Genomic DNA, 22,591 nt, shown 5'->3' with positions numbered 1-22,591 from the left:
GAGATGACAAAAGCAAGAAGCCCAAGTTGGGTTGTGTCCTCTCCGGTGGACTGCCACCCGGCAAAGCAGGTGGACTGCCACCCGGTAAAGCAGGCGACTGCCACCCGGCAAAGCAGGCGGACTGCGGGGTTCACGCTAGTCCGATCAGGTGGTGGTTGCCCGTTCACCACCGCGAGACCGCATCTGGGCGGATTCTGGCGGGCATGGCGAGACTCAGCGCGGGCGTCCTCCTCGGGGTGGCGCTCGCGCTCGCCGCGTGCTCGACGCCCACCGAGCCGACGCCGCCGACGACGCCGACGGCCACCACCGCATCGGCGGGCACGACGACACCGGCTCCTGCGGCGCGGGCGGTTCGGATCGACCCCACCGAGGTCGTGATCCCGAAGATCGGGGCGCGGTCCTCGCTGGTCCCGCTGGGTCTCAACCCGGACGAGACCGTCCAGGTGCCGCCGGTCGAGCAGCCGATGCAAGCCGGGTGGTACGTGCACGCGCGGGCGCCTGGTGAGCCCGGTCCCGCCATCATCCTGGGTCACGTCGACGGCAACTCCCAGCCGGGCATCTTCCACCGCCTGAAGGAGCTGGTGCCCGGCGACGGCATCGACGTGGCCCGCGCCGACGGCTCTACCGTCCGGTTCGCCGTCGTGCGGGTCGACCAGGTTTCCAAGGAGCGCTTCCCCACGGACGCGGTCTACGGGGACACGCCCGACCCCGTGCTGCGCCTGATCACCTGCGGGGGTGTGTTCGACCGGTCCGCGCGCAGCTACCAGGACAACGTGATCGTGTACGCGAAGATGATCTGAGGGGGACTCGGATGAGACGTGTGACGGCCCTCGTGGCCGCCCTACTGCTGACTGCCACACCCACCACGCCCATCGCCGCCGCCGAGCAGGGGTTTCCGGGCATCGACTTCAGGTTGACACCGCTCGAGGTGGAACCGGGCGGCGTGATCACCGCCAGCACCGCCGCGCCCTCGTGCAACGCCACCGGGTTCGGCCCCGTGACGTCCCCCGGGTTCGTCGCCCCGATCGAGTGGGGCAAGTACCCCGGCGGCCCGACCGCCCAGGGTGAAGCGCGGGGCAACACCCGGGTCATCACCACGCCGGGCACCTACACCGCGACCGTCCGCTGCCTCCAGAAGCCGGACTTCGCCGAGGTCACCTTCACCATCCTGGAGCCCAAGCCGTTGCGGGCGTTCAGCCTGTTCCCGCTGGAACTCCAGCCCGGCGCTGAGATCACCGGCACGATGCCGGTCGACAACGACTGCACCGGCACCACCATCACCTCGCCCGGTTTCGTCGCGCCGCTGGAGCTCCAGACCGAGGCCGGCAACGTCTCCGAGCTGGGTGGCAAGACCACGGTCGTGTCCACGCCGGGCACCTACCAGGCCGTGATGACCTGCCGGGACGGCCCGTTCGCGGTGTCCTTCACCGTCCTCGGGCAGCCGCCCGCGGCCGACCCGCCGACCAACGACCCTCCGCAGACCCAGCCGCCGATCAAGAAGCCCAAGGGCGCACCGGAGACCGGCGGGGGCGGCACCGCACACGACCTCGGCTCCGCACAAGACCTCGGTACCGCATAGGAAGTGTTGGACGCTCGCGCAAAAGCAAAACCAAGCCCGAAAACTGCGCGAGCGTCCAACACAACCTCACTCGACCCAGTCGAACGTCCGGGTCACCGCCTTCTTCCAGAAGTGGTACTGGCGCTCCCGGGTCTCCTCGTCCAGCGCCGGGTCCCACTGCTTGTCCTGCGCCCAGTTCTGGCGGATGTCGTCCTCCGACGCCCAGAACCCGACCGCGAGCCCGGCCGCGTACGCCGCGCCCAACGCCGTGGTCTCCGCGACCACCGGCCGGATCACCGGCACGCCCAGGATGTCGGCCTGGAACTGCATGAGCAGCTCGTTGACCACCATGCCTCCGTCGACCTTCAGCGACGTCAGCGCCACCCCGGAGTCGGCGTTCATCGCGTCGATCACCTCGCGGGTCTGGAACGCGGTCGCCTCCAGCACCGCCCGCGCGAGGTGGCCCTTGTTGACGAACCGCGTCAGGCCGACGATCGCGCCGCGCGCGTCCGACCGCCAGTACGGCGCGAACAGGCCGGAGAACGCGGGCACGAAGTACGCGCCGCCGTTGTCCTCGACCGTCCGCGCGTGCTCCTCGATCTCGGCGGCCGTGCCGATCATGCCGAGGTTGTCGCGCAGCCACTGCACGAGCGACCCCGTCACCGCGATGGAGCCCTCCAGCGCGTAGACCGGCGCGGAGTCGCCGATCTTGTAGCAGACCGTGGTGAGCAGGCCGTTCTCGCTCATCACCTTGTCGGTGCCGGTGTTGAGCAGCACGAAGTTGCCGGTGCCGTAGGTGTTCTTGGCCTCGCCGGGCGACAGGCACGCCTGCCCGAACGTGGCCGCCTGCTGGTCGCCGAGGATGCCCGAGATCGGCACGCCGGCGAGCGCGCCGCGTTCCCGGACCTGGCCGTAGGTCTCCGACGACGACCGGATCTCCGGCAGCATGGACAGCGGGATGCCCATGTCGGCGGCGATGCCCTCGTCCCAGCTCAGCGTGTCGAGGTCCATGAGCAGGGTGCGGGAGGCGTTGGTCGGGTCGGTGACGTGCACGCCGCCCTCGACGCCGCCGGTCATGTTCCACAGGACCCAGGTGTCCATGTTGCCGAACAGCAGGTCCCCGGCCTCGGCCTTCTCGCGGGCGCCCTCGACGTTGTCCAGGATCCAGCGGATCTTGGGGCCGGAGAAGTAGGTGGCCAGCGGCAGGCCGGTCTTGTCGCGGTAGCGCTCCTGGCCGCCGCCCAACCCGGCCAGGTCCTGGCAGATCTTGTCGGTGCGGGTGTCCTGCCAGACGATCGCGTTGTAGACGGGCTTGCCGGTGGTGCGGTCCCACACGACGGCCGTCTCGCGCTGGTTGGTGATGCCGACGGCGGCGATGTCGGCGGCGGTGAGGTCGGCCTTGGCGAGCGCGCCGGCGGCGACCTGCCGGGTGTTGGTCCACACCTCTTCGGGGTTGTGCTCGACCCACCCGGCCTTGGGGAAGATCTGCTCGTGCTCCTTCTGGTCGACCGAGACCACCCGGCCCGAGTGGTCGAAGACCATGCAGCGGGTCGACGTCGTGCCCTGGTCGATCGCTGCCACGTACTTGGTCATGCGTCAGGGTCCTTTCGGGGGCGGGTCAGACCGGCAGGGCGAGGTACAGCAGCGCCGCGAGGGCGCCGCCGACCAGCGGGCCGACGACGGGGATCCAGGAGTAGCCCCACTCGGCGCTGCCCTTGTCGCGGATGGGCAGGATCGCGTAGGCGATGCGGGGACCGAGGTCGCGGGCGGGGTTGATGGCGTACCCGGTGGGGCCGCCGAGCGAGTTGCCGATACCGATGACGACGAACGCGACGGCCGCGTAGCCCAGCGCGGAGTTGCCGAACTGGGGGATGCCGCCCTCCGCCTCCTTCGCGCCGGGGCTCAGCAGGATCCAGATGACCAGCACGAACGTGCCGATGATCTCCGTGACGAGGTTCCACGGGATCGTCGGGACGGTCGGGCCGGTGCAGAAGATGCCGCGCGTGTTGGGCAGGTCGTCGTGCGTGTCGAACTGGGCCTTGTACGCGGCCCAGGCGAGCACCGCGCCGAGGAACGCGCCGACCATCTCCCCCGCGAAGTAGACGGGCACCTTGGACCACTCGACCTTGTCCGAGATGGCCAGTCCGAGGGTGACGGCCGGGTTGAGGTGCGCGCCGCTGGGCGCGGCCACGCTGGCGCCCGCGAAGACCGCGAAACCCCAGCCGAAGTTGATCAGGAGCCAGCCGCCGCCGTTGCCCAGCGAGTTCTTCAGGACAACGTTGGCGACGACACCCGCGCCGAGCAGGATCAGGATCGCGGTGCCGAGGGTCTCCCAGACGAAGATCGAGCCATTGCTCATCCGCCGACCTCCTTGCGTTGGCAGGGGACAGCGCTCGTGTCCGGGTCCGGCGGCGCTGCCCACCCACGATGTTCGTTGACGCTAGTTCGCTTGCTGATCAGTTGTCTACGGTGGCGTACCGGCGGGTAACGTGGTCAAGTCAAGTCCTTGGTCCCGACCAGCCGTCAGTATCAGGGAGGCGTTGCACAGTGGCCACGCGCGAGACGCCCGCCGAGCCCTCCACCCCTGGTCGCCTGGGTCCCCGGGAGCGCGAGACGGCCTGGGAACGGCTGGGTGCGGAGACCTTCGACCTGGTGGTCATCGGCGGCGGCGTGGTCGGCGTCGGGTCGGCCCTGGACGCGGCGACGCGCGGGCTGCGGGTGGCGCTGGTGGAGGCGCGGGACCTGGCGTCCGGGACGTCCAGCCGGTCCTCCAAGCTGTTCCACGGCGGCCTGCGCTACCTGGAACAACTCGAGTTCGGGCTGGTCCGCGAGGCGCTGCGGGAACGCGAACTGATGCTCACCCGCATCGCGCCGCACCTGGTCAAACCGGTCAGCTTCCTGTACCCGCTGTCGCACCGCGTGTGGGAGCGCCCGTACACGGCGGCCGGGCTGATGCTCTACGACACCATGGGCGGTGCGCGGTCCGTGCCCGGCCAGAAGCACCTGACCAGGGCCGGGGCGCTGCGGATGGTGCCCGCGCTCAAGCCCGACGCCCTGATCGGCGGCATCCGGTACTACGACGCCCAGGCCGACGACGCCCGCCACACCATGATGGTCGGCCGGACCGCCGCGCACTACGGGGCCGTCGTGCGGACGTCCACGCAGGTCGTGGGCTTCCTGCGGGAGGCGGACCGGGTGTCGGGCGTCCGCGTGCGCGACGTCGAGGACGGGCGGGAGACCGACGTGCGCGCCCACGCGGTGATCAACGCGACCGGCGTGTGGACCGACGAGCTGCAACGGCTGTCCGGGTCGCGCGGGCGGTTCCGGGTGCGGGCGTCCAAGGGCGTGCACATCGTCGTGCCGAGGGACCGGATCGTGTCCGAGTCGGGCCTGATCCTGCGGACGGAGAAGTCGGTCCTGTTCGTCATCCCGTGGCGCAACCACTGGATCGTGGGCACGACCGACACGGACTGGAACCTCGACCTGGCCCACCCGGCGGCGACCAAGAACGACATCGACTACATCCTCGACCACGTCAACTCGGTGCTCGCCACCCCGTTGACCCACGACGACATCGAGGGCGTCTACGCGGGCCTGCGCCCGTTGCTGGCCGGCGAGAGCGAGTCGACTTCCAAGCTGTCCCGCGAGCACGCCGTGGCGCGCGTCGCGCCGGGCCTGGTCGCCATCGCCGGCGGCAAGTACACGACGTACCGGGTGATGGGCGCGGACGCCGTGGACGCCGCGTCCGTCGACCTACCGGGGCGGTTGCAACCGTCGATCACCGACAAGGTGCCGCTGGTCGGGGCGGACGGCTACCACGCGCTGGTCAACCAGGCCGACCAGCTCGCCCACCGGTACGGCTTGCACCCCTATCGGGTGAGGCACCTGCTGGACCGGTACGGGTCGCTGGTGCACGAGGTGCTGGCGGCGTCGGACCCGGAACTGCTCAAGCCCGTGCCCCACGCGCCGGACTACCTGCAGGTGGAAGTCGTGTACGCGGCCTCGCACGAGGGCGCGCTGCACCTGGAGGACGTGCTGACGCGCCGGACCCGCATCTCCATCGAGTACCCGCACCGGGGCGTGGACTGCGCGGAGGTGGTGGCCCGCCTGATGGCCCGGGTGCACGGGTGGGACGACGCCCAGGTGGCCCGCGAGGTCGAGATCTACACGGCCCGGGTGGCGGCGGAACGCGCTTCGCAGACCGAGCCGAACGACCAGGCCGCCGACGCGGTCCGGTCGGCGGCCCCCGAGGCGCGCCCGAAGATCACCGAACCGGTCAGCTGACCCGCCCACACGAACCGGTCGGCTGACCCACGCACACGAACCGGTCGGCTGACCCGCTCACACCCAGCCACCGCCCGCCGGCGGAGCCGCACTCCCGGCTCCGAGCGGCGGTGCGGTGCTCGTCAGGCCAGGGACGCCAGGGCCGCGTGGACCATGACGCGGACGCCGACCAGCAGCGCGCGTTCGTCCAGGTCGAACCCCGGCTGGTGCAGGTCGCGCTGCTTCTCCACGCCGTTCCACACGCCCAGCCGCGCGAACGAGCCGGGCACGTGCTCCAGGTACCACCCGAAGTCCTCGCCGCCCGACGACTGCTCGGTCCCCGCCAGCGCGTCCTCGCCCAGCGCGGCCTCGATGCCGGCCCGCAGCAGCATGGTCGACTCCCGGTCGTTCACCACCGGGGGGACGCCCCGGCGGTGGTGGAGGTCGAAGCCCACACCCGTGGGAGCCAGCAGAGCGCCGGTCAGCTCCTTGATCAGCGGCTCCAGCTCGGCCCAGATGTCGCGGTCGCCCGTGCGCAGCGTGCCCCGCAGGACGCCGTCCTGGGGGACCGCGTTGGCGGCCTCGCCGGCGTGCACCGCGCCCCACACGAGCACCGTCCCCGAGCGCGGGTCGACCCGACGGGACAGCAGGGTGGGCAGGCCCGTGATGACCGTGCCCAGCGCGTGCACCAGGTCGGCGGTCAGGTGGGGGCGCGAGGTGTGGCCGCCGGGGGACGTCAGGCGCAGTTCCAGCAGGTCGCTGGCCGACGTGATGGCGCCGATCCGGGTGCCGATCCGGCCCACCGGGAGCCTCGGGTCGCAGTGCAGCCCGAAGATGCGCTCCACGCCGTCCAGGCCGCCCGCCGCGAGGACGTCCAGCGCCCCGCCGGGCATGACCTCCTCCGCCGGCTGGAACACCAGCCGCACGCGACCGGGCAGTTCCGTGGCCGAAGCCAGGGCCAGGGCCGCGCCCAGCAGGATCGTGGTGTGGGCGTCGTGGCCGCAGGCGTGCGCCACACCGTCCACTGTGGACGCGTAGGGCGCTCCGGTGTTCTCCTTGACCGGCAGGGCGTCGATGTCGGCGCGCAGGGCCACGCAACGCGGGCCGCTGCCGACGTCGCAGACCAGGCCGGTGCCGCCGGGCAGGACGCGGGGCTTGAGGCCGGCCGAGCGCAGGACGTCCGCGATCAGCTCGGTCGTCGCGAACTCCTTGCGGGACAGCTCCGGGTGGGCGTGGATGTGGCGGCGCCAGGCCACCACCTCGGACGCGTTGGCGCTCAGCCAGTCGTCCAGCCACGAGGGGCCGCGCCCCGCTCCCGGATCTTCCACAGGGGCAATGCTGACCCCGCGTTCCGTCAACAGCACCTCGGAGCCCTCCTCGCCCGACGAACCAGCTGAACCCGATGACCCGGAGGGACCCGACGGGCCCGGCACGCGCGAGTCGAGGACCGTCATGCCGCACCACCCACGAGCCGGGCACGCTGCGCGTCGTCGGACGCGGCGGCGATTGTTGTCCAGGCCAGGGCGAGTGCCCCGTCGAGCACGGCTCGGTCGGCCGAAGCCGAGGCACAGGCGGTCGCGAACTCGATTTGGTGGTTCACCGCGTCTCCGCAGTCGATGGCGATGGTCGGGTGGATGGCGGGCAGCGCACGGGTGATGTTGCCCATGTCGGTGCTGCCGATCTTGTGGCCGCGTTCCTCTTCCGCGCTCAGCGGGGTGCGGCCCAGTGAGGTGACCGCGCGCCGGTAGGCGTCGGCCAGCCAGGGGTCGGGGGTGAGCTCGGCGTACACGGGCGAGACCTTCACGACCTCGTGCGTGCAGCCGGTGGCCAGGGCGCCCGCCTCGAAGCACCGGTTGATGCGGTCCTCCAGGCGGTGCAGGGACTCCATGTCCTCGGCGCGCAGGTCGAACATCGCCGACGTGCGGTCCGGGACGACGTTGGGGACGGTGCCGCCGCGGGTGACGATGCCGCTGACCATCTGACCGGGCTCCAGGTGCTGCCGGGCCAGGCCGATGGCGACCTGCGCGACGGTGATCGCGTCGGCGGCGTTGACGCCCAGGTGGGGCGCTGCGGCGGCGTGCGACGGGCGGCCGGTGTAGTGGACCTCGACGTCGGTGATGGCCAGCGAGCGCGCGGCGATGGCCTCGTAGGGCGCGGGGTGGACCATCATCGACAACGACACGTCGTCGAACACCCCGCGTTCCAGCATGAGGACCTTGCCGCCGCCGACCTCCTCGGCGGGCGTGCCGATCACGCGGACGGTCAGGCCCAGCTCGTCGGCCACGTCCCGCAGGGCCAGCGCGGCGCCGGTGGACGCGGCGGCGATGACGTTGTGTCCGCAAGCATGTCCGACCTCGGGCAGCGCGTCGTACTCCGCGCACAGGCCCAGGACGAGGTCCCCGGAGCCGAACGAGGCCGTGAACGCGGTCTCCAGCTCGGCCACGCCACGCTCGACCTCGAAGCCCTCGGCGGCGAGCAGGTCGGCCACCTTGGCGGCGCTGCGGTGCTCGGCGAAGGCCAACTCGGGCTCCGCGTGGATGCTGTGCGAGAGCTCTACCAGCGCATTCGAGTACCGCTCGACGGCCGAGCGCGTTCTCACCTCGAAGTCGGTACCCATTTGCGTCCATCCTGCATCACGGTTCGACGGCCCGTGCGCCGACGACGTTGATCAACGCCGGCCGGTCGCGCGGCTGCGCCAAGCGGTGCGCGAGTTTCGGTCAGACCGATCAAGACCGAGCAGGCGCTCCTACAGCAGGAGACCATATAACGACCTGCTGCTCCCACTCAGTGGGATACAGCGACGCCCCAGCGGCCCGCGACCGGACCGCGACCCCCACGTGCGGCCCTCGTTCGACGCGGCGGGCGACGAGCGGTTCAGCCCTCCCGGGCTCCCCGCCCCCGTGCGGTCAGCCCTTCTTGGCCTTCCGCCACTTGTCCCACCGCTTCTTGTTACGCCAATAAACGAGGGCGAACAGCACCAGCGCGATACCACCGATCCACAACTTCTTGCGGGTCTCGGGGTTCACGCCGGTGTCGGGTTGCTGCGGCGCGTTGATGTCCGGCCCAGGTGAGACGGTGTCCGTCTGCTGGACGGCGGCGACGTGCGCGTGGTCTGTGGCGTTCGCCACTCCCGTCACGGTGAACGCTCCGGCCAGCACGAAGAGGCACACCGCGAGCACAGTTCGCCACATGGTCACCAAGACTAGCCGATGAGTACCTCGATCAGTGGTCGTCCAAACCGGTGCCCGTGTCACGGCCGGTGAAGGCGTCGAGGATGCGTTCGGCTGCCAGCGTGGCCGTCAGCTCGCCCTCGCGCACCTGCCGCTCCAGCTCCGGGACCAGCGCTTTCACCGCCGGGTTCGTGCGCAGCGAGGTCAGCAGCTGGTCGTTGACCATGGCCCAGGTCCACTCGACCTGCTGACGCCGCCGCCGCTCGGCCAGCTCTCCGGCGTCCCGCAGGGCGGTCTGGTGCGCGACGACCTGCTGCCACACGGTGTCCAGCCCGGCGCCGGTGAGCCCGCTGCACGTCAGCACGGGCGGGTTCCACACGGCGTCCGGCGCGCGCAGCAGCCGCAGCGCGCCCGCCAGCTCGCGGGCCGCCTTGCGGGCGTCCTGCTCGAACGGCCCGTCCGCCTTGTTCACCGCGATCACGTCGGCCAGCTCCAGCACGCCCTTCTTGATGCCCTGGAGCTGGTCGCCGGTGCGCGCGAGGGTCAGGAACAGCGAGCAGTCGGTCATGTTGGCCACGGCCACCTCGGACTGGCCGACGCCGACGGTCTCCACCAACACCACGTCGAACCCGGCCGCCTCGACCAGCACGATCGTCTCGCGGGTCGCCTTGGCCACCCCGCCCAGCGTCCCGGACGTCGGCGACGGCCGGATGAACGCGTTCGGGTCCACCGCCAGCCGCGCCATGCGGGTCTTGTCGCCCAGGATCGACCCGCCGGTGCGGGTGGACGACGGGTCCACGGCCAGCACCGCCACCCGGTGGCCCTGCTCGGTCAGCATCGAGCCGAACGCGTCGATGAACGTCGACTTGCCCACGCCGGGCACGCCGGTGATGCCGATCCGGTGGGCCCCGCCGGAGGACGGCAGCAGCTCCACCAGCAGCTCCTGCGCGAGCCGCCGGTGGTCGGCGCGGGTGGACTCGACCAGCGTGATGGCGCGGGCCAGCGTGCCGCGGTCGCCGGCGAGCACGCCCTTCGCGTACTCGCCGACGTCGAGCGGCCTAGGCATGCCCGAGCTGCGCCGACAGCTTCTCCAGCAGGTCGCCCGCGGCGTCGGCGATGACCGTGCCGGGCGGGAAGATCGCCGCCGCGCCCGCCGCGCGCAGCTCGTCGAAGTCCTGCGGCGGGATGACGCCGCCGACCACGATCATGATGTCCTCGCGGCCCAGCTCGGCCAGCGCCGCGCGCAGCGCGGGCACCAGCGTGAGGTGCCCGGCGGCCAGCGAGGACACGCCGACGATGTGCACGTCCGCCTCGACGGCCTGGCGGGCGACCTCGTCCGGCGTCTGGAACAGCGGGCCGACGTCCACGTCGAAGCCGAGGTCGGCGAACGCGGTCGCGATGACCTTCTGGCCGCGGTCGTGCCCGTCCTGGCCCATCTTGGCGACCAGGATGCGCGGGCGGCGGCCCTCCGCCTCCGCGAACTCCTCGACCACCCGCCGGGTGGCGTCCACGTTCGACACCGAACCGACCTCCTCGCGGTAGACGCCGGTGATGGTGCGGATCTGCGCCGAGTGCCGGCCCCACACCTTGCCCAGGGCCTCGGAGATCTCGCCCACGGTGGCCTTGGCGCGGGCCGCGTCGATGGCCAGCTCCAGCAGGTTGCCGTCCGCGCCCGCCGCGTTGGTGAGCGCGTTGAGCGCACTGTCCACAGCGGACTGGTCGCGTTCTTCGCGCAGGCGCTGGAGCTTCGCGAGCTGCTGGGCGCGCACGCCCGCGTTGTCGACCTTGAGCACCTCGATCTGCTCGTCGAACTCCACCTGGTACTTGTTCACGCCGATCACCGGCTGCCGGCCCGAGTCGATGCGGGCCTGCGTGCGGGCCGCGGCCTCCTCGATGCGCAGCTTCGGGATGCCCGCGTCGATGGCCTGCGCCATGCCGCCGGCCGCCTCGACCTCGGTGATGTGCGCCCACGCGCGGTGCGCGAGGTCGTGGGTCAGGCGCTCGACGAACGCGCTGCCGCCCCACGGGTCGATCACGCGGGTGGTGCCGGACTCCTGCTGGAGCAGCAGCTGGGTGTTGCGGGCGATGCGCGCGGAGAAGTCCGTGGGCAGGGCCAGCGCCTCGTCCAGCGCGTTGGTGTGCAGGGACTGGGTGTGGCCCTGGGTGGCGGCCATCGCCTCCACGCACGTGCGGGCCACGTTGTTGAACACGTCCTGCGCGGTCAGCGACCAGCCGGAGGTCTGGCAGTGCGTGCGCAGGCTCAGCGACTTGGGCGACTTCGGGTCGAAACCCTTGACCAGCTTCGCCCACAGCAGGCGAGCGGCCCTCATCTTGGCCACTTCCATGAAGAAGTTCATGCCGATGGCCCAGAAGAACGACAGGCGCGGGGCGAACGCGTCGATGTCCAGGCCCGCGTCCCGGCCCGCCCGCAGGTACTCCACGCCGTCGGCGAGCGTGTAGGCCAGCTCCAGGTCGGCCGTCGCGCCGGCCTCCTGCATGTGGTAGCCGGAGATGGAGATCGAGTTGAACTTCGGCATGTTCCGCGAGGTGAACGCGAAGATGTCCGAGATGATCCGCATCGACGGCTGCGGCGGGTAGATGTAGGTGTTGCGGACCATGAACTCCTTGAGGATGTCGTTCTGGATGGTCCCCGCGAGCTGGTCCGGCGTCACCCCCTGCTCCTCCGCCGCCACGACGTAGAGCGCGAGCACGGGCAGCACCGCGCCGTTCATCGTCATGGACACCGACATCTTGTCCAGCGGGATGCCGTCGAAGAGCTGGCGCATGTCGTAGATCGAGTCGATGGCCACGCCCGCCATGCCCACGTCACCGGCCACGCGCGGGTGGTCGGAGTCGTAGCCGCGGTGGGTGGCCAGGTCGAACGCGACCGACAGGCCCTTCTGGCCGGCCGCGAGGTTGCGGCGGTAGAAGGCGTTGGACTCCTCGGCCGTGGAGAAGCCCGCGTACTGGCGGATCGTCCACGGCTGGTTGACGTACATCGTCGGGTACGGGCCGCGCAGGAAGGGCGCGATGCCCGGGTAGGTGCGCAGGAAGTCCAGGCCCTCGGTGTCGGCGGCGGTGTAGACGGGCTTGACGCCGATGCCCTCCGGCGTCTCCCACACCAACGCGTCCGGTCCCTTGCCGGTGGTCTGGTGCAGCGCCTCCTGCCACTGCTCGGCGGTGGCCGCGGTGGGCTCGCCCAGCTCGACGTCGGCGAAGTTCGGGATCATCGCTGTACTCCGAGGAACTCGAAGGTGTGCTCCAGCACCCGCAGCGCCGGACAACCGGTGTAGACGTACTCGTCGATCGTGGCGTCGGACTTCTTGCCCGCCAGGAGTACCCGTTCGGCACCCGCTTCGCGCAGGGCGTCCGCGACGGGGGCGGCGAGCTCGGCGTAGCTGGACTCGCTGCCCGCGAGGCAGGCGATCCGGGCTCCCGACCCTCGGAAGGCCTCCACGACGTCCTCGACGGTCTTGGTCGCGCCGGCCGCCGGGGTCTCGATGCCGCCCGCCTGGAAGAGGTTCGCGGCGAACGTGGCCCGCGCGGTGTGCGCGGCGACCGGTCCGAGCGTGGCCAGGAAGACCTTCGGCCGTTCCGGCGCGGCGTCGGCGGCGTCCCGCAACGCTTCGTACGCCTGCGCGTACCGGATGCGCGGGAGGCCGCCGGACGGCTCCTCCGGGGCCTTCTCGCGCTGGACGGGCTGCTCGGTGAGGTTCGGGAACTCGCTGACGCCGGTGATGGCGTCCGTGCGGTCGGCCAGGTTCTCGGACCGCCGCGCCCAGGTCTCCGCGATCTTGTCGGTGACCAGCGGGAACGCGTTGGGCAGCCCGCCCGCGGCCTCGATCTCCCGGAACCACGCCCAGGCCGCGTGCGCCAGGTCGTCGGTGAGCTTCTCCACGTACCAGGAGCCGCCCGCCGGGTCGATCACGCCCGCCACCCGCGACTCCTCCAGCAGCAGCGACTGGGTGTTGCGGGCGATGCGGCGGGCGAAGTCGTCGGGCAGGCCGATGGCGTGGTCGAACGGCAGGACGGTCACCGAGTCCGCGCCGCCCACGCCCGCGCCGAACGCGGCGACCGTGGTGCGCAGCATGTTCACCCACGGGTCGCGGCGGGTCATCATCGCGGGCGAGGTGACCGCGTGCTGGAGCTGCGGACTCGGCGCGCCGGCGACCTCCGTGACCCGCGCCCACAGCCGGCGCGCGGCCCGGAACTTCGCGATGGTGAGGAACTGGTCGGCGGTCGCCGCGTACCGGAACTCCAGCAGCCGCACGGCGTCCTGGGGCGACAGGCCGAGGTCGGTGAGGTTTCGGAGGTAGGCGACGCCCGCGGCGAGCGAGGCGCCCAGCTCCTGCGCGTCCGAACCGCCGGCCTCGTGGAACGGCAGGCCGTCCACGACGACCACCCGCAGGTCGGGGAAGTCCTTGGCCTTCTCGACCAGGTCCTTGAGAGCGGCGAAGTCGGCCTGCTGACCGGTCCGCGCCTGGACGCCGATCGGGTCCGCGCCGACGTTGCCCCGGACCTGGCTCGCGAGCACCGGGCGCTGGTCCCAGATGCGCAGCATCTCCAGGCCGGTGGCGCGGAAGTCGACGCCACCGTCCACGACGACCGGGGCGAGGTCGAGGTAGACCTCGGCGAGGACGTCGTCGAGCTTGTCCTTGGGTGTCTTCAGCCAGAGGGACGTGACGCCGTTCTCCAAGTCGGCCATGACCGCGTTGCGGTCGGCGACCCGGTGCAGCTGCCGGACGTCCCAGCCCTCGACCGCGCCCTGCGGCTTGCCGCCCCGGGTGAACGGGGCCAGGCCGGGGAAGCCGGCGGCGGGAGCGGTGTCGTCGGCGGTGTAGAGGGGTTGGAGGCGGATGCCGTCGTAGGTCGTGGTCACCAGGGACTCGAACTCCGCACCCGACTTGCGGAGCACGCCCTGGACCAGTTCCAGCCACTGCTCCCGGTCCGGGGCAGGGAATTCGGCGGCCAGCGCCAGTTCGCCAGTCGGCTCCATCATGCTCCGCAGTGTTACTCAGCAGTAGTGCGGCGGCTATGTGAGGTTCACCGCCGTGATCGGTGCAGTCGTGTCTACCAGTGCGTCCTTGAGCCTGTCTCGCGCGGTGAACAATGAGCCTCGTGGAAACCGAGCGCCTGATCGCCGGCCGCTACCGGCTGCACCACGTCCTCGGCCGAGGCTCCATGGGAACCGTGTGGGCCGCGCACGACGAGGTGCTGCGCCGGGACGTGGCGGTGAAGGAGGTCCTGGTGCCGCCGGGCACTCCCGACACCGAGGCGGAGTTGCTTCGGGAACGCACGCTGCGGGAGGCGCGCTCGGTCGCCCAGCTCACCCACCCGAACGTGGTGACCATGTACGACGTCCAGCAGGTCGACGGGGACCCGTACGTGGTGATGGAACTGGTGCCCTCGGAGTCGCTGGCGGACGTGGTGCGCCGGCGCGGCCCTCTTTCTGCTCCCCAGGGAGCGGTGGTGGCGGACGCCGTCGCCGCCGCTCTGGAGGCCGCGCACCGGGCGGGGATCACGCACCGGGACGTGAAACCCGGCAACGTGCTGGTGGCCGACGACGGGCGGGTCAAGCTGACCGACTTCGGGATCGCGCGCAACGTCGCCGAAGCGACCCTGACCAGCCGGGGCATCACGTTGGGCACGCCCGCGTTCATCGCGCCCGAGGTGGCGGCGGGCGGTGCCGTGTCGCCGGCGGCGGACCAGTGGTCGCTGGGGGCGACCCTTTTCGCCGCGATGACCGGTCAGCAGCCGTACGAGGGCGCGAACGTGTTGCAGACCATCAACCAGGTCGTGCACGGGGAGGTCCCGTCGGCGTCGGTGTGCGGCGAGTTGGCCCCGGTGGTCGCGGGCCTGATGACCAAGGACCCGGCGGCCCGGATGCCCCTGTCCGAAGTCCGCCGCGTCGTCCGACCGCTGCTGCCCGAACCCGGCACGGAGGTCTTCCCCGACACCGACGACACCCGCCCGGTGGTGCCGATCAGTCGCCCGCCGGTGGTGCCGATCAGCCGTCCCCCGGTGGTGCGGCAGGCGGTCCCGGCCGACACCCCGCTGGCCGCCGACCCCGGTCCCCTGCCGTTCACCCACACCCTGCCGCCAAGGCGTTCACCGTTCTGGGTGGTGGCGGTGTTCGCGGTGGTCCTGTTCACCATCGGCGCGAGCGCGGGCTTCGCCATCACCCGAACCCTCGCCGGCGCACCACTGCTGCCACCGCCCCAGGTGACCGGCCCTTCGCTGCCCGCGATCTCGTCCACGGTGTCCCTGCGCCCGACGACCGCGTCGGCGGCGACGGCGAAGGGCGAACAGGGGGCGCAGTTCAGCATCGAGGTCGGGGCGGACTGGACGAGCTTCCTGGAGCAGCGGACGAACAAGGGTTTGGTGCCGAGCACCGTCGTGCACCTGGTCGCGCCGACCGGGGTGTACGAGGTGACCGTCCAGCGGTTCCCGGACTACTACCCGCGGCGGACGATCAAGGACTACCTGGGCTTCGTGCGGTCGCGGTGGGCGGAGGACATGTACTTCGGCGAGGTGGTCGAGTCGGCGGAGGGCTTGCCGGTGGGCGGGCCGGAGCGGGCGGTGCAGTTCAGCTACCGGACGGTGGAGCGGTCTTCGGTGGCGGACGGGAGGGAGGAGCCGCTGCGCCGGTCGCGGTACTCACGGGTCCTGCCGCGGGGGACGGACCTGTGGGTGGTGGAGGTGGTGTTCCCGACGGAGCAGGAGGAGACGGGGCGGGACACGCTGTTCACACCCATCGCGGCGACCTTCGCGGTAGTCTAGGCTCCTGACCTGCGGGGATGCGGTCGGGCGAAGATCACCCGTTCGAGCGACATACAGGATCCGCGACCAACCGCCCCCTCACGCGTCCCGTGTAGATGAGGAGCGCGGACCCCGGCCCCGTTCGCAGGCCCCACGGCCACTCCCCCTGCCGCCCACACCCCGCCGCCCGCCACACCCGCACTCCACCACGCCGGCCGCCAGCCACACCCGCCACGCGCCCGCCACCCACACCCGCCACCCGCCCGCCAGCCACACCCGCCACGCCACGCCCGGCCATCCGCCACGCCACGCCCGGCCACCCGCGATGCCACGCCGCCCGCCAGACCACGCCCCGCCGAGCCCGCTCCGCCGCACCCGCCGCGCCCAGCCCCGCCGCGCCCAGCCCCGCCGCGCCCAGCCCCGCCGCGTCCAGGCCACCCAGGCCGAGCCGCCACCGCGCCCAGCCGCGCTTCGCGCACAGCCCCGGCCCTGCCGCGCACAGCCGCGCCCTACCCAGCCCAGCCGCGCCGCGCGCCCAACCCCCGCCGCGCCCAGCCCTGTCCCGCCCCGCCGCGTCCTGCCCAGCCGCGCCCGCCCTACCCTGCCGCGCCCCACCCAGCCCCGACCTGCCCGCGCCGCCGCACTCCGCCCCGCCGCGCCTGCCCTGGCGCGGCCAGCCACGCAGCCCCTGCGGCGACCGGAGACCGCATCCGCGTGGGCCATCGCGTGGGGCGCCGGGCGGGGCGTCAGGCGGGGCGCCGGGCGGGGCGTCAGGCGGGGCGCCGGGCCGGGCGTCAGGCAGGGCGCCGGGCGGGGCCGCCGGGCGGGGCGTGGGGTGGGGCGTGGGGTGGGGCGTGGGGTGGGCAGCCAGGCGGGGAGCCGGGTGGGGCGTGGGTGTGTGGCGGCAGGGGGCGTTGCGGGCTATTAGGCTCGCTGCGTGACCGCCATCAGTGAAGACCTCACCGGAGACAGTGCCCTGGAGCAGCACGCTGCCGCCGTGCTCGCCGAGAGGACCGGGGTTGCTCGGCATGACATCGCCGTTGTCCTCGGGTCCGGGTGGCGGCCTGCCGCCGACCTCATCGGCGAGCCCGCGGCCGAGGTGCCCATGGGGGACCTGCCCGGGTTCGAGAAGCCGACCGCCTTCGGGCACGGGGGCACCGTCCGGTCGGTGCCGGTCGGCGAGAAGAACGTCCTGGTCCTCCTCGGGCGCACGCACGGGTACGAGGGCAAGGGTGTCGCCAAGGTCGTCCACGGGGTGCGGACCGCGGCGGCGGCCGGGGTGCGGTCCATCGTCTTGACCAACGCCGCCGGTGGCCTGCGCGAGGGCATGTTCGTCGGGCAGCCCGTGCTGATCAGCGACCACCTGAACCTCACCGCCGCGTCGCCGCTGGTGGGTGCGCGGTTCGTGGACCTGACGGACCTTTACTCGCCGCGGCTGCGCGAGATCGCCCGTGAGATCGACTCCTCGCTGGAGGAGGGCGTCTACGCGGGTCTGCCGGGGCCGCACTTCGAGACGCCGGCCGAGATCCGGATGCTGCGCACGCTGGGCGCGGACCTGGTCGGCATGTCGACCGTGCTCGAGGCGATCGCCGCCCGCGCCGAAGGGGTCGAGGTGTTCGGGTTGTCGCTGGTGACGAACCTCGCCGCGGGCATCACGGGTGAGCCGCTCAACCACGAGGAAGTGCTGGAGGCGGGTGCGGCGGCGGCCAGTCGGATGGGCACGTTGCTGCGTGAGCTGGTGGCGCGCGCATGACGGCTGGTGGCCCCCGGACCACGCTGACCCCGGCGTTGCGCGACGCCGCGTTCCGGTGGATCGCCGACGACCCCTCGCCCGACACGCGTGCCGAGTTGCAGGGCGTGCTGGCGCGGGCGATGGGTGGCGAGCCGGGCGCGGTGGAGGACCTGGCCGATCGGATGGCCGGGACGTTGACCTTCGGCACGGCCGGTCTGCGCGGGCCGGTGCGGGCCGGGTCGAACGGGATGAACCGGGCCGTCGTCATCCGGACCACGGCCGGGCTCGCCGACTGGCTGCGCGCCCGCGGCGACACCGGCACGGTGTTCGTCGGGCGGGACGCGCGGCACGGGTCGGAGGAGTTCGCCGAGGCCGCCGCGTCGGTGCTGGCCGCCGCCGGGTTCACCGTGCGGGTGCTGCCGGGGCCGCTGCCGACGCCGGTGCTCGCGTTCCTGGTGCGCAAGCACGGCGCGGTCGCCGGGGTCCAGATCACCGCCTCGCACAACCCGCCCGCCGACAACGGCTACAAGCTCTACCTCGCGGGCGGCGGCCAGATCGTGCCGCCCGCGGACCGGGAGATCGAGGCCGCGATCGCGGCGGTGCCGGCGGCCGTGTCGGTGCCGTTGTCGAAGGACTACCTGCCGGTGTCGGACGCCGAGGTCGACGAGTACCTCGAACGGGTGGCGTCGCTGCCCCGCGGCACGGCGCGTGACCTGCGGGTCGCGCTGACCCCGATGCACGGCGTCGGCGGGCAGTTCGCCGTGGACGCGTTGCGCCGCGCCGGGTTCACCGACGTGCGGGTCGTGCGGTCGCAGGCCGTGCCGGACCCGGACTTCCCGACCGTCGCGTTTCCCAACCCCGAGGAGCCGGGCGCGGCCGACGAGCTGCTCAAGCTCGCCGCCGAGGAGGACGCGGACCTGGCGATCGCGCTGGACCCGGACGCCGACCGGTGCGCGCTGGGCGTGCGGGAGCGGGACGGGTCGTGGCGGATGCTGCGCGGCGACGAGACCGGTGTGCTGCTGGGTTCCCTGATCCTGTCCACTGTGGACAAACCGGACCCGTTGGTGGCCACCACGATCGTGTCCTCGTCGCTGCTCAAGTCGATCGCGGCGGCGCACGGCGCCCGGTACGCGGAGACGTTGACCGGCTTCAAGTGGCTGGTGCGCGCGGGCGAGGGCCTGGTGTTCGCGTACGAGGAGGCGCTGGGCAACTGCGTCGACCCCGAGCACGTCAACGACAAGGACGGCATCTCGGCGGCCGTGGTCGCGTGCGACCTCGCGGCCGGGCTGAAGTCGGCCGGGCGGACGCTGCTGGACGCGCTGGACCAGCTCGCCGTCGACCACGGCCTGCACCTGACCGACCAGGTGTCGCTGCGGTTCACCGACCTGAGCCGGATCGGCGCCCTGATGGCCCGGCTGCGCGCCGAGCCGCCCGCGGGTTTCGCGTTCGAGGACCTGCTGCCCGACGCGGACGTGGTGCGGCTGACCGCCGAGGGCGTGCGGGTGGTCGTGCGGCCGTCCGGCACGGAGCCAAAGCTGAAGGCCTACCTGGAGGTCGTCGAACCGGTGTCCGGCGACCTGGACGCGGCACGCGCACGGGGTGCGGACCGCCTGGCCGCTCTGCGCGCCCAGGTCGCGGAGCTGCTCAAGCCGTAGGTCAGGCCATCAGCGCGATCAGCAGGCACAGGATCGCGACGACGAGGGAAACGCCCGCCACCACGTACGGCCGCCTGGTCGGCGGGCTGACCCGGTTCTGCGTGAACGCGGCGACGGCGATCCGTCCGGCGACGTAGCTGACCGTGCTCAACGAGACACCGAGCGCGAGGATCATCGTGTTGACGTCCCAAGGGCTGTGGTCGACCCCCGGCCACAACGCGATGAACACCAACGGCAACCCGATGAGCCCGACCCCGATCGCGACGCCACCACCCCACGTGATCCGCCTGTTCCGGTCCATCGTGGCGATGCTACGAGTGTCCATTTCTCCCTCCCGGTCACCTGTCAAGACGCGCGACACCGTTGTCGGTTCCGTCTCCCACGCTATCGGGTGGGCGGCGTCACCCGTGGCGGACCGGTTGCACGTGAGTGGTGCTCGCGGCAGCCTGGCCGGGTGCCGAGGTTGCTGATCGTCCACCACACGCCGTCGCCGGGGATGCAGGAGCTTTTCGAGGCGGTGGTGAAGGGGGCTTCCGATCCGGAGATCGTCGGGGTCGAGGTGGTGCGGCGGCCGGCGTTGGGTGCGGGTGTGTCGGACGTGTTGGAGGCCGACGGGTTCGTGCTCGGGACGCCCGCCAACATCGGGTACATCAGCGGGGGCAACGCGAAGAAGTAGCGTTTACTCCACCTGCTGTTCACCACGACGCGTGATCGCACGTCTGTTGCCCACGACCTTCTCAGCGACGGTCCACGACCGGGTCCGGCGCAGCGCCTCAGCAGCGACCTTGAGGTCCTCCGCACCGCCACGCTCGTACACGCGGTGGAGGAAGCGCAGCACCATCCAACGACCTACCAGACCGGACACCGCCACACCGAGCGGAACTGCGGCTGCCCACCACGCTGACATGGCACTCCACAACAATCAAGCCCGCCGGTGAGCACGGAGGGCGATCATTGCGAGCCATGTTCAGTTCTCCCAGCACACGGCCGGCCAGCACCGTCATAGCGCTGGCTCACCCCAGTCTGCACGCTGGGCAGCGGTATGGCGGTCGCAGCATCACCTGCGTCGTGCAGGATCATCTTACCGAGGTTGCGCCTTGGCCGGGAGCGCGGCAGCCTGACCGGCGTGCCCCGCCTGCTGATCGTGCACCACACGCCGTCGCCCGCCATGCAGGAGCTGTTCGAGGCCGTGCTGGAGGGGGCGACCGACCCGGACATCGAGGGCGTCGAGGTGCTCCGGCGCCCCGCCCTGACCGCGACCGCGTCCGACGTGCTGGAAGCCGATGGTTACCTGCTCGGCACGCCAGCCAACATCGGCTACATCAGCGGTGCGCTCAAGCACTTCTTCGACACCGTGTACTACCCCTGCCTGGACGCCACGCGTGGGCGGCCGTTCGGGGCGTACGTGCATGGCAACCAAGGGACCGAAGGCGCGGTGAAGGCGATTCGGGACATCACCGGCGGCATGGGGTGGAAGGCGGTCGTGGAGACCGTCGAGGTGATGGGCGGGGTCGACAAAGCCGCTCTCGAGCGGTGTTGGGAGTTGGGGGCGACGGTTGCCGCGTCCCTGATGGAATGACCCCATGACGGTGGTGTTCGTGGACGGCTGGTTCGGGCCGGACCCCGGTGACTGGCAGGAGCTGTGGGGGCTCGACCTGGTCTCCCGGCGGGTCGTGCAGGACGACTGGAACACCCCTCGGCGTGAGCTGTGGGTCCAGCGGTTGGACGAGGTGTTGGCCGAGGAGGTCGAGCCGCCGGTGCTCGTCGGGCACAGCTTGGGCGTGCTGACGGTCGCGCACTGGGTGGCGGCGGGCGGCGACCGGCCGGTGCGCGGGGCGTTGTTGGTGACGCCGGCCGACGTCGAGCGCAACCCCGACCCCGCCATCCGGGGCTTCGCGCCGATCCCCCGCACGCCCTTCCCGTTCCCCGCGATCGTGGCCGCCAGCCGCACCGACCGGTGGATGACGCCCGACCGCGCACGGGAGTTCGCGGACGCGTGGGGCGCCGAGTTGGTCGACGTCGGACCCGTCGGGCACCTCACCGCCGCCGAAGGTCCCGGCGCCTGGGCGGCGGGCCGGGAGCTCCTCGACGCGGTGAGCTGAGCAGGCCTACCGCTCGGACAGGCGCATCAGCTCGGGCGAGTACCGCTCGCCGGCGGCGTCCGGGGTGGCGTCCTCGATCGCCTTCAGGTCGTCGGCGGACAGCTCGATGCTCGCCGCGGCGACGTTCTCCTCCAGGTACTTCACCCGCTTGGTGCCCGGGATCGGCACGACGTTCTCACCCCGGTGGTGCACCCACGCGAGCGCCAGCTGACCGGCCGTGACACCCCGTTCGGCGGCCAGCGACCGCAGCGCCTCGACGATCCGCAGGTTGTGGTCGTAGTTGTCGCCCACGAAGCGCGGGAGGTTGCGGCGGGCGTCGTCCTCGCCGAGGTCCTCGCGCTTGACCTGGCCGGTCAGGAAACCGCGGCCCAGCGGCGAGAACGGCACGATGCCGATGCCCAGCTCGACGCACGTCGGGGCCACGGACTCCTCGATGTCCCGCGACCACAGCGACCACTCGCTCTGCAACGCCGTGATCGGGTGCACGGCGTGGGCGCGGCGGATGGTCGCGGCGCCCGCCTCCGACAGGCCCAGGTGGCGGACCTTGCCCTCCGCGACCAGCTCGGCCATCGCGCCGACGGTCTCCTCGATCGGCACGGTCGGGTCCACCCGGTGCTGGTAGTACAGGTCGATGTGGTCGACGCCCAGGCGCCGCAGGGACGCCTCGCACGCCTGCTTCACGTAGGGCGCGTCGCCGCGCGGGCGGCGGTCGGGGTCGGCGAGGGAGAACTTCGTCGCCACCACGGCCTGGTCCCGCCGGTCCGCGATGGCCCGCCCGACCAGCTCCTCGTTGGTGAACGGCCCGTAGACGTCGGACGTGTCCAGCAGCGTCACGCCCAGCTCCAGGGCGCGGTGGATGGTGCGGATCGACTCGGCCTCGTCGCCGACGCCGTAGGACTGGCTCATGCCCATGCAGCCCAGACCCTGCGGCCCGACCTCGAGGGTGCCCAGGAACGTCACGCGGTGATCCCTTCCACGAAGGTGTGCTCGATCTGCTCGTAGTGCGCGATCTTGTACTCCAGCACGTCGAGGCACGACTGGAGCTCGGCGATGCGTTCGCGGACGGACGCGCGGTGCTCGAACAGCATCTGCTTGCGCCTGCCCGCGGTGGCCGCGCCCCGGTGCCGCAACTGGGCGTATTCGCGCATCATCCGGATGGGCATGCCGGTGGTGCGCAGACGGGTGAGGAAGACGAGCCAGCTCAGGTCGTCGTCGCTGTAGGTGCGCCGGCCGCCGGAGTCCCGAGCAGGGGGGTCGACCAGCCCGATCCGTTCGTAGTAGCGCAGCGTGTCGATCGACAACCCACTGCGCTCGGCCGCTTGAGCGATCGAGTAAGTCACCCCACGACCGTA

Annotated in this window: 20 protein-coding genes and 1 pseudogene; 9 read left to right on the top strand and 12 right to left on the bottom strand. The window is 71.9% G+C overall.

What is annotated here, in order from left to right; all coding sequences use genetic code 11:
* The first annotated feature begins 203 nt into the window (after window positions 1-203).
* Both DFJ66_RS27870 and DFJ66_RS27865 read left to right on the top strand, forming a co-directional pair.
* Window positions 204-800, top strand: a complete 597-nt coding sequence (locus DFJ66_RS27870) for a class F sortase (protein WP_121225309.1) — start codon at window positions 204-206, stop codon at window positions 798-800.
* 11 nt (window positions 801-811) lie between these two features.
* Window positions 812-1,579: a hypothetical protein gene (locus DFJ66_RS27865; RefSeq protein WP_147459379.1), complete on the top strand. Its 768-nt coding sequence runs from the start codon at window positions 812-814 to the stop codon at window positions 1,577-1,579.
* Window positions 1,580-1,645: 66 nt separating this feature from the next.
* On the opposite strand, the gene glpK is transcribed toward DFJ66_RS27865, so the two are convergent.
* Together glpK and DFJ66_RS27855 are read right to left on the bottom strand one after the other, a co-directional pair.
* Entirely contained in the window at window positions 1,646-3,151 is a 1,506-nt protein-coding gene (gene glpK / locus DFJ66_RS27860) for a glycerol kinase GlpK (protein WP_121225305.1), read from the bottom strand.
* 25 nt (window positions 3,152-3,176) lie between these two features.
* Entirely contained in the window at window positions 3,177-3,917 is a 741-nt protein-coding gene (locus DFJ66_RS27855; RefSeq protein WP_121225302.1) for an MIP/aquaporin family protein, read from the bottom strand.
* 188 nt (window positions 3,918-4,105) lie between these two features.
* On the opposite strand from DFJ66_RS27855, the gene DFJ66_RS27850 reads away from it, so the two are divergent.
* Window positions 4,106-5,842 (top strand): glycerol-3-phosphate dehydrogenase/oxidase, encoded by a 1,737-nt coding sequence (locus DFJ66_RS27850; protein ID WP_121225300.1) that lies wholly within the window; start codon window positions 4,106-4,108, stop codon window positions 5,840-5,842.
* A 122-nt stretch (window positions 5,843-5,964) separates the two neighbouring features.
* Here DFJ66_RS27850 and DFJ66_RS27845 read toward each other — a convergent pair whose 3' ends face one another.
* The 6 genes from DFJ66_RS27845 to DFJ66_RS27820 form a co-directional block, all read right to left on the bottom strand.
* On the bottom strand, window positions 5,965-7,275 hold the full coding sequence (locus tag DFJ66_RS27845; protein ID WP_121225299.1) for an amidohydrolase: 1,311 nt from the start codon (window positions 7,273-7,275) through the stop codon (window positions 5,965-5,967).
* Complete coding sequence (locus DFJ66_RS27840; protein ID WP_211351349.1) at window positions 7,272-8,438, bottom strand: M20 family metallopeptidase; 1,167 nt, start codon at window positions 8,436-8,438, stop codon at window positions 7,272-7,274. The genes DFJ66_RS27845 and DFJ66_RS27840 overlap by 4 nt, the downstream gene beginning before the upstream one ends.
* Window positions 8,439-8,727: 289 nt before the next feature.
* Window positions 8,728-9,012 (bottom strand): hypothetical protein, encoded by a 285-nt coding sequence (locus DFJ66_RS27835; RefSeq protein ID WP_147459378.1) that lies wholly within the window; start codon window positions 9,010-9,012, stop codon window positions 8,728-8,730.
* A gap of 31 nt (window positions 9,013-9,043) precedes the next feature.
* Window positions 9,044-10,057 (bottom strand): methylmalonyl Co-A mutase-associated GTPase MeaB, encoded by a 1,014-nt coding sequence (meaB, locus tag DFJ66_RS27830; protein WP_121225295.1) that lies wholly within the window; start codon window positions 10,055-10,057, stop codon window positions 9,044-9,046.
* Complete coding sequence (scpA, locus tag DFJ66_RS27825) at window positions 10,050-12,221, bottom strand: methylmalonyl-CoA mutase (protein WP_121225292.1); 2,172 nt, start codon at window positions 12,219-12,221, stop codon at window positions 10,050-10,052. Before scpA ends, meaB begins: the two co-directional genes overlap by 8 nt.
* Complete coding sequence (locus tag DFJ66_RS27820) at window positions 12,218-13,987, bottom strand: methylmalonyl-CoA mutase family protein (RefSeq protein ID WP_121225290.1); 1,770 nt, start codon at window positions 13,985-13,987, stop codon at window positions 12,218-12,220. The genes scpA and DFJ66_RS27820 overlap by 4 nt, the downstream gene beginning before the upstream one ends.
* 113 nt (window positions 13,988-14,100) lie before the next feature.
* Here DFJ66_RS27820 and DFJ66_RS27815 point away from each other — a divergent pair, with 113 nt between their 5' ends.
* From DFJ66_RS27815 to DFJ66_RS27805, 3 genes are all read left to right on the top strand, one after another.
* Complete coding sequence (locus DFJ66_RS27815; protein ID WP_121225288.1) at window positions 14,101-15,771, top strand: serine/threonine-protein kinase; 1,671 nt, start codon at window positions 14,101-14,103, stop codon at window positions 15,769-15,771.
* 916 nt (window positions 15,772-16,687) lie between these two features.
* Window positions 16,688-17,503, top strand: coding sequence for a purine-nucleoside phosphorylase (locus DFJ66_RS27810; RefSeq protein WP_211351347.1), 816 nt, complete (start codon window positions 16,688-16,690; stop codon window positions 17,501-17,503).
* On the top strand, window positions 17,500-19,137 hold the full coding sequence (locus tag DFJ66_RS27805) for a phospho-sugar mutase (RefSeq protein ID WP_121225286.1): 1,638 nt from the start codon (window positions 17,500-17,502) through the stop codon (window positions 19,135-19,137). Before DFJ66_RS27810 ends, DFJ66_RS27805 begins: the two co-directional genes overlap by 4 nt.
* A 1-nt stretch (window position 19,138) precedes the next feature.
* On the opposite strand, the gene DFJ66_RS27800 is transcribed toward DFJ66_RS27805, so the two are convergent.
* On the bottom strand, window positions 19,139-19,438 hold the full coding sequence (locus DFJ66_RS27800) for a hypothetical protein (RefSeq protein ID WP_246029928.1): 300 nt from the start codon (window positions 19,436-19,438) through the stop codon (window positions 19,139-19,141).
* 153 nt (window positions 19,439-19,591) lie between these two features.
* Between DFJ66_RS27800 and DFJ66_RS27795 the strand changes: the two are divergent.
* Window positions 19,592-19,795, top strand: a pseudogene (locus tag DFJ66_RS27795) (flavodoxin family protein); the annotation flags it as partial.
* Between the two features lie 21 nt (window positions 19,796-19,816).
* Here the strand turns inward: DFJ66_RS27795 and DFJ66_RS43020 are convergent.
* The gene (locus tag DFJ66_RS43020; protein WP_170199694.1) at window positions 19,817-19,978 is read right to left on the bottom strand and encodes a hypothetical protein; all 162 of its coding nucleotides are present in this window, start codon (window positions 19,976-19,978) and stop codon (window positions 19,817-19,819) included.
* Between the two features lie 285 nt (window positions 19,979-20,263).
* Here DFJ66_RS43020 and DFJ66_RS27790 point away from each other — a divergent pair, with 285 nt between their 5' ends.
* Entirely contained in the window at window positions 20,264-20,716 is a 453-nt protein-coding gene (locus tag DFJ66_RS27790; RefSeq protein ID WP_121231830.1) for a flavodoxin family protein, read from the top strand.
* A gap of 4 nt (window positions 20,717-20,720) precedes the next feature.
* Window positions 20,721-21,239, top strand: a complete 519-nt coding sequence (locus tag DFJ66_RS27785; RefSeq protein WP_121225282.1) for an RBBP9/YdeN family alpha/beta hydrolase — start codon at window positions 20,721-20,723, stop codon at window positions 21,237-21,239.
* Between the two features lie 6 nt (window positions 21,240-21,245).
* Here the strand turns inward: DFJ66_RS27785 and DFJ66_RS27780 are convergent, their stop codons facing one another.
* Both DFJ66_RS27780 and DFJ66_RS27775 read right to left on the bottom strand, forming a co-directional pair.
* Entirely contained in the window at window positions 21,246-22,151 is a 906-nt protein-coding gene (locus tag DFJ66_RS27780; protein ID WP_121231828.1) for an aldo/keto reductase, read from the bottom strand.
* A gap of 44 nt (window positions 22,152-22,195) precedes the next feature.
* The gene (locus DFJ66_RS27775; RefSeq protein ID WP_121225280.1) at window positions 22,196-22,579 is read right to left on the bottom strand and encodes a MerR family transcriptional regulator; all 384 of its coding nucleotides are present in this window, start codon (window positions 22,577-22,579) and stop codon (window positions 22,196-22,198) included.
* Window positions 22,580-22,591: the final 12 nt, after the last annotated feature.

The organism is Saccharothrix variisporea (genome assembly GCF_003634995.1).
In the GTDB taxonomy this organism is placed as follows: domain Bacteria; phylum Actinomycetota; class Actinomycetes; order Mycobacteriales; family Pseudonocardiaceae; genus Actinosynnema; species Actinosynnema variisporeum.
Note: the sequence above shows the minus strand (reverse complement) of the source record. Positions and strands in the feature narration are given on the sequence as shown.

What these genes read in the sequence shown, in the direction of transcription:
- DFJ66_RS27815 (WP_121225288.1), top strand. Translation starts at nt 14,101, where the DNA reads ATGAGCCTCGTGGAAACCGAGCGCCTGATCGCCGGCCGCTACCGGCTG.
- DFJ66_RS27845 (WP_121225299.1), bottom strand. Translation starts at nt 7,275, where the DNA reads ATGACGGTCCTCGACTCGCGCGTGCCGGGCCCGTCGGGTCCCTCCGGG.
- DFJ66_RS27800 (WP_246029928.1), bottom strand. Translation starts at nt 19,438, where the DNA reads ATGGACCGGAACAGGCGGATCACGTGGGGTGGTGGCGTCGCGATCGGG.
- meaB (WP_121225295.1), bottom strand. Translation starts at nt 10,057, where the DNA reads ATGCCTAGGCCGCTCGACGTCGGCGAGTACGCGAAGGGCGTGCTCGCC.
- DFJ66_RS27820 (WP_121225290.1), bottom strand. Translation starts at nt 13,987, where the DNA reads ATGGAGCCGACTGGCGAACTGGCGCTGGCCGCCGAATTCCCTGCCCCG.
- glpK (WP_121225305.1), bottom strand. Translation starts at nt 3,151, where the DNA reads ATGACCAAGTACGTGGCAGCGATCGACCAGGGCACGACGTCGACCCGC.
- DFJ66_RS27780 (WP_121231828.1), bottom strand. Translation starts at nt 22,151, where the DNA reads ATGGGCATGAGCCAGTCCTACGGCGTCGGCGACGAGGCCGAGTCGATC.
- DFJ66_RS27835 (WP_147459378.1), bottom strand. Translation starts at nt 9,012, where the DNA reads ATGTGGCGAACTGTGCTCGCGGTGTGCCTCTTCGTGCTGGCCGGAGCG.
- DFJ66_RS27785 (WP_121225282.1), top strand. Translation starts at nt 20,721, where the DNA reads ATGACGGTGGTGTTCGTGGACGGCTGGTTCGGGCCGGACCCCGGTGAC.
- DFJ66_RS27855 (WP_121225302.1), bottom strand. Translation starts at nt 3,917, where the DNA reads ATGAGCAATGGCTCGATCTTCGTCTGGGAGACCCTCGGCACCGCGATC.
- scpA (WP_121225292.1), bottom strand. Translation starts at nt 12,221, where the DNA reads ATGATCCCGAACTTCGCCGACGTCGAGCTGGGCGAGCCCACCGCGGCC.
- DFJ66_RS27865 (WP_147459379.1), top strand. Translation starts at nt 812, where the DNA reads ATGAGACGTGTGACGGCCCTCGTGGCCGCCCTACTGCTGACTGCCACA.
- DFJ66_RS27840 (WP_211351349.1), bottom strand. Translation starts at nt 8,438, where the DNA reads ATGGGTACCGACTTCGAGGTGAGAACGCGCTCGGCCGTCGAGCGGTAC.
- DFJ66_RS27805 (WP_121225286.1), top strand. Translation starts at nt 17,500, where the DNA reads ATGACGGCTGGTGGCCCCCGGACCACGCTGACCCCGGCGTTGCGCGAC.
- DFJ66_RS43020 (WP_170199694.1), bottom strand. Translation starts at nt 19,978, where the DNA reads ATGGTGCTGCGCTTCCTCCACCGCGTGTACGAGCGTGGCGGTGCGGAG.
- DFJ66_RS27870 (WP_121225309.1), top strand. Translation starts at nt 204, where the DNA reads ATGGCGAGACTCAGCGCGGGCGTCCTCCTCGGGGTGGCGCTCGCGCTC.